Annotated in this window: 3 protein-coding genes; 2 read left to right on the forward strand and 1 reads right to left on the reverse strand. The window is 65.9% G+C overall.

Going from position 1 to position 6,200, the window contains the following annotated elements:
* Positions 1–104: 104 nt before the first annotated feature.
* Positions 105–2,330, reverse strand: a complete 2,226-nt coding sequence (locus tag ACFWZ3_RS14640) for a TonB-dependent receptor (protein WP_439708416.1) — start codon at positions 2,328–2,330, stop codon at positions 105–107.
* A gap of 211 nt (positions 2,331–2,541) precedes the next feature.
* Between ACFWZ3_RS14640 and ACFWZ3_RS14645 the strand changes: the two genes are divergently transcribed.
* Together ACFWZ3_RS14645 and typA are read left to right on the forward strand one after the other, a co-directional pair.
* Entirely contained in the window at positions 2,542–3,939 is a 1,398-nt protein-coding gene (locus tag ACFWZ3_RS14645) for a GntP family permease (protein WP_439708417.1), read from the forward strand.
* 278 nt (positions 3,940–4,217) lie between these two features.
* Complete coding sequence (typA, locus tag ACFWZ3_RS14650) at positions 4,218–6,047, forward strand: translational GTPase TypA (protein WP_439708418.1); 1,830 nt, start codon at positions 4,218–4,220, stop codon at positions 6,045–6,047.
* The last annotated feature ends 153 nt before the right edge of the window (positions 6,048–6,200 follow it).

Raw genomic sequence — 6,200 nt, forward strand, 5'->3', positions numbered from 1 at the left:
GGGTGCGCTCCTACAGGATGACATCCCCCGCGAGCAGGAAAGGAGCCGGGTGGCGGGGAGTGGCTGTGCCAGCCCCTCCCCTGCTGCAGGAGAAAGGTGCGAGCTCAGAACCTGTACTTGGCACTCAGCGTGACCATCCGCGGCGCGCCGTAGAAGCCCGTGTAGATGCCCAGCGCGCCGACGTTGTAGCCAGTGGTGCGGTAGGACTTGTTGGCCAGATTGGTGCCCTGCAGGCTGAGCGACCAGGGCTCATTGATCTGCCAGATCACGCCGGCGTTCCACAGGCCGTAGGCGGGCTGCGCGATCAGCGGCGACAGCGTGGTCTCCGGGTAGACCATGGTCTGGTAGGTGTAGTTGACCCGCGCCGAAATGCTGCCGCCATTGGCCAGCGGCGTGGTGTTCTCCAGCGACAGGCCGCCGGACCACTTGGGCGCATTGGTGAATTTCTGCTGGTCGGCGATGTTGACGCCACCGGTCATGTACTCGGTGTACTTGGTGTGCAGGTAGGCCACGTTGCCGCGCAGCGTCCAGTTCTCCGACGGCTTCCAGGCAAACTCCTCCTCCAGGCCGTCGATGTGGCCCTCGCCGGCGTTGGTGAAATCGCCGAAGAAGCCCTGGCTGCCGTTGGGCAGGGTGTAGGAACTGAACACCGACAACTGGATGTCCGAGTAGACATTGTGGAACAGCGCCGTGTTCATCATCAGCGCGTCGTCGAAGAAGCTCATCTTGCTGCCCAGTTCGAACGACTGCACCTTCTCGTCGTCGATCGGGCGGCACGAGGCGGGCACCGCCACGCAGTTGGCGCGGATGTTGTAGCCGCCCGAATGGAAGCCCTCCGAGTAGCTGGCGTAGAGCTTGACCTGCTCGCTCACGCTCCAGTCCAGCGAGACCTTGGGCGAGACGTTGTTGGTCGCGTGCGAACCGCTGAAGTCGGCCAGCGTGGCGATCGGCGTGGTGAAGGTATCGTCCGAGTAGCCGTAGTTCTGGATCAGCGCCGTCTTCGTTTCGTGGGTGTAGCGAAGGCCCACGTCCAGGCTCCAGTCGGGACTGATGTCCCAGGTGAAGTCGCCGTAGCCGGCGTAGCTCTTGGTGCCCATGCTGCCGCCGGTGCCGCCGTACTGGGTCAGGCCCAGCGTCGAATACGGCGGCGAGCCCAGGAAGATGTTGTGGATGTGGCCATTGGCGGTGCCGTCGAAGTAGTACACGCCGAACACGCCGTGCACGGTGCCACCGGCGTCGTAGTTGGCCTGGAATTCCTGGCTGAACTGGTGGTCGGTGTAGACCGCGTTCACGTCGGCGATCTTTTCCGGCAGCGTGTCGAAGTCGATGTTGGTGTCGGTGGAGGAACCACGCACGGCGGTGACGGACTTGAGCGACCAGTCCTGGCTGGCGATCCAGTTCATCGTCAGCGCGGTGCCGTAGAGCTTGGTGTGGTTGAGCTGGGCGAAGCCGCTGCGGGTGTCGAAGTCGCTTTCCAGCGGCGGGTAGGCCGGGTCGAGCGCATTGACCGTGAGCATCTTGGCGCCGCGCGGATTGGAGTTGTCGCGCACGCCGTCCACGGACAACTGCATGTTGAACGAGCTGGTCGGGAAGAAGCCGACCGTCGCGCGCGCGGCATTGGTGTTCTTGTTGCCGTTGCGGCTGCCGGTGAGGATGTCCTCGCCGAAGCCGTCGTTGTGCCCGCTCGCGTAGGCGATACGGCCACGCCACACGTGGTCGGCGCTGGCGCCGCCGACGCTGGCCTTGATGTCCTTCTCGCCGTGCGTGCCGGCAGTCACTTCCACCGAGCCCTCGGTCTTCACCGGCAGCGGGTTGGAGACGTACTTGATCGCGCCACCGATGGTGTTCTTGCCGTACAGCGTGCCCTGCGGGCCGCGCAGCACCTCGATACGGCTGACGTCGAATACATCCAGCACGGCGCCCTGCGGGCGGGCCAGGTACACGTCATCCAGATAGATGCCCACGCCCGGATCGAAGCCCCAGGTCGGGTCGGCCTGGCCCACGCCGCGGATGTAGGCGGTGAGCGTGGTGTTGGAGCCGCGCGCGGCGTAGATCTGCAGCGAGGGCACCTTGCCCTGCAGGTCGGAGAGGTTCTGCACGTTCTGCTTTTCCAGCGCCTGCGCGGTAAAGGCGCTGACCGCGATCGGCACGTCCTGCAGAGTCTCCTCGCGCTTGCGCGCGGTGACCGTCACCTGTTCGAGCTGCCTGGCGTTGACCGGCTTGCCGGCTTCCTGCGGCGCCGTGCCGTCGGACTGCTGCGCCAGCGCGGGCGAGGCGAAAGCCAACCCGATCACCATGCCGATGGCCAGACTCAGATGCGTGCGTTGCATGACTCCCCCTTCCCTTCTGAAACGCAACCATCAAGGGTTGCCGTGGACGCAGCCATCGACGATGGATGCCTTGTGATGCATCGATCCTAGGCAGCGGACGGCGGCGGGGCACTTGTACCTTCGTACAGTGCCCGGCTGCCGCCGCGCTGCCGATACTCGCCGGGCATTGATGATTCCGGCGCGGGAACGCGTCGCTGGGGGAAAAAGCTCGATGGCATTCCTGATCGTTCTGGTCGCGCTGGCGTTCCTGATGGCGGCGGCCTACCGCGGCTACAGCGTGATCCTGTTCGCGCCGATCGCGGCGCTGGGCGCCGTGCTGCTGACCGATCCGGCGTTGGTGGCGCCGATGTTCACCGGCCTGTTCATGGACCGGATGGTGGGCTTCCTCAAGCTCTACTTCCCGGTGTTCATGCTCGGTGCGGTGTTCGGCAAGCTGATCGAGCTGTCGGGCTTCTCCAAGGCGATCGTGGCGGCGACCATCGGGCTGGTGGGCCGAAGCCGCGCGATCCTGTCGATCGTGCTGGTCTGTGCGCTGCTGACCTACGGCGGCGTGTCGCTGTTCGTGGTGGTGTTCGCGGTCTATCCGTTCGCGGCGGAGCTGTTCCGCGCCAGCGACATCCCGAAGCGGCTGATTCCCGGCACCATCGCGCTGGGCGCGTTCACCTTCACCATGGACTCGCTGCCCGGCACGCCGCAGATCCAGAACATCATCCCGACCTCGTTTTTTGGCACCACCGCCTGGGCAGCGCCATGGCTGGGCACGATCGGCTCGGTGTTCATCCTGCTGGTTGGCCTGGCTTACCTGGAATCACGCCGGCGCAAGGCGGCCGCCGCGGGCGAAGGCTACGGCACGGACCTCGCCAACGAGCCGGCGCCGTTCGAGCACGGCAAGCTCGCCAACCCGCTGGTCGCGCTGCTGCCGTTGGTGCTGGTGGGCGTGGCGAACAAGTTGTTCACCGACTGGATCCCGCGCGCCTATGGCGAAACCGCCGCGTTCGAGCCGAGCGTGGTGGGCAAGGCCGAGCCGGTGGTGCAGCAGGTGTCCAAGGTCGCCGCGATCTGGGCGGTGGAAGGCGCGCTGCTGCTCGGTATCCTGTGCGTGCTCGCGTTCGCGTGGCGACCGGTAGTGCAACGGTTCGCCGAGGGCAGCAAGGCGGCGGTCGGTGGCGCGCTGCTCGCCTCGATGAACACCGCCTCGGAGTACGGCTTCGGCGCGGTGATCGCCGCCCTGCCCGGCTTCAAGCTGGTGGCCGACGCGCTGCATGCGATTCCCAACCCGCTGGTCAACGAGGCGGTGACGGTGACGGCGCTCGCCGGCATCACCGGCTCGGCGTCGGGCGGCATGGGCATCGCACTGGCGGCGATGGCCGACACCTTCATCGCCAACGCGCAGGCGGCGGGGATTCCGATGGAGGTGCTGCACCGCGTGGCGGCGATGGCGTCCGGCGGCATGGACACCCTGCCGCACAACGGCGCGGTGATCACGCTGCTGGCGGTGACCGGGCTGACGCATCGGCAGTCCTATCGGGACATTTTCGCGATCACGGTGATCAAGACGCTGGCGGTGTTCGTGGTGATCGCGGTGTTCGCGCTGGCCGGGGTGGTCTGAGGCAAGGCTTCCCCCATCCGCCCTTCGGGCACCTTCCCCCGTGAACGGGGGAAGGATCCTGCCATGCGCTCCTTGCGAGCCTCGGTCCTGCCGTACGCCCCCTAGCGAGCCTTCACCCGTTTACGGGGGAAGGTGCCGACAGGCGGAAGGGGGGGACCCGCCACGCAGCCCCATTCATGCGCGGCACGGGCAAAAAGTCCCGCAAGTCCGTATAATTGCGGAGTTTACCCCTCCGAAACTTACGTGGCGGCTGACCAAGCGCCGCCCGGGCCTGTGCCATGTCCATCGAAAAACTGCGCAATATCGCCATCGTCGCCCACGTCGACCATGGCAAGACCACCCTCGTCGACCAGCTGCTGAAGCAGTCCGGCACCCTGTCCGAACGCACGGTGCTCGCCGAGCGCGTAATGGACTCCAATGACCAGGAAAAGGAACGCGGCATCACCATCCTGGCCAAGAACACCGCCATCAGCTGGCAGGGCAACCGCATCAACATCGTCGACACGCCCGGACACGCCGACTTCGGCGGCGAGGTCGAGCGCGTGCTGTCGATGGTCGACACCGTGCTGATCCTGGTCGACGCGATGGACGGCCCGATGCCGCAGACCCGCTTCGTCACCCAGAAGGCCTTCGCGATGGGCTTCAAGCCGATCGTGGTGGTCAACAAGATCGACCGCCCCGGCGCGCGTCCGGAGTGGGTCGTCGAGCAGGTGTGGGATCTGTTCGATCGCCTGGGCGCCACGCCCGAGCAGATGGACTTCCCGATCGTCTACGCTTCGGCGCTGAATGGGTACGCCTCGCTGGACGAGAATGCCCGCGAAGGCGACATGACCCCGCTCTATGAGGCGATCATGCAGCACGCGCCCAAGCCGGAGGTCGATCCGGAAGGCCCGTTCCAGATGCGCATCAGCCAGCTGGACTACAACAACTTCGTGGGCGTGATCGGCATCGGCCGCATCCAGCGCGGCACGCTGAAGAAGAACATGCCGGTCGCGGTGATCGACCGTCACGGCAAGAAGCGCCAGGGCAAGGTGCTGCAGGTGCTCGGCTTCATGGGCCTGGAGCGCATCGAGCAGGACAGCGCCGAGGCCGGTGACATCGTCGCCATCTCCGGCATTGCCGAGCTGACGATTTCCGACACGGTCTGCGCGCTCGATACGCCGGAGGCATTGCCGGCGCTGACCGTCGACGAGCCGACCATCTCGATGACCTTCCAGGTCAACAACTCGCCGTTCGCCGGCAACAAGGACCTCTCCGGTGGCAAGTTCCTGACCAGCCGCCAGCTCAAGGACCGCCTGGACCGCGAGCAGGTGCACAACGTCGCGCTGAAGGTCGAGCAGGGTTCGGATGCGGACAAGTTCCTGGTGTCCGGCCGCGGCGAGCTGCACCTGTCGGTGCTGATCGAGAACATGCGTCGTGAGGGCTACGAACTGGCCGTGTCGCGCCCGGAAGTGATCATCAAGGAGATCGACGGCCAGAAGATGGAGCCGATCGAGCAGCTGGTGGTCGACGTGGAAGAAATCCACCAGGGCCCGGTGATGGAGCGCCTGGGCATCCGCAAGGGCCAGTTGAAGAACATGGAGCCCGACGGCAAGGGTCGCGTGCGCCTGGAGTATATGATCCCGGCGCGCGGCCTGATCGGCTTCCAGAACCAGTTCAAGACCCTGACCCAGGGTTCGGGCCTGCTGTTCCACGTGTTCGACCACTACGGTCCGAAAGAAGAAGGCCAGATCGCCAAGCGCCAGAACGGCGTGATGATCGCCAACGCCGGCGGCACCACCCCCGCCTACTCGCTGGGGCCGCTGCAGGAGCGCGGCAAGCTGTTCGCCGCCGAGGGCGACAACGTGTATGAAGGCCAGCTGGTCGGCATCCACGCCAAGGACAACGACCTGACCGTCAACGCGATCAAGCCCAAGCCGCTGACCAACATGCGCGCCTCGGGCAAGGACGATGCGATCCAGCTCACCCCGGCGATCAAGTTCTCGCTGGAACAGGCGCTGGACTTCATCGACGACGACGAGCTGGTCGAGGTCACGCCGAAGGAAATCCGCCTGCGCAAGAAGCACCTGACCGAGAACGACCGCAAGAAGGCCTCGCGCGCGGCGTAACGCGCTCGAATCGGTGAAGGAGAGCCGCCGCGAGGCGGCTCTTTTTTGGCTCGCCGTGTCCCGCCGCGCCGGAGCCCAGCACACCGCTTTTGTAGGAGCGCCCTTGGGCGCGACCGCGGGTTTCGATGCGACATGGCGGTCGCGCCCAAGGGC

The sequence above is a fragment of the Frateuria sp. GZRR35 genome (assembly GCF_051900415.1).
Classification (GTDB): domain Bacteria; phylum Pseudomonadota; class Gammaproteobacteria; order Xanthomonadales; family Rhodanobacteraceae; genus Frateuria_A.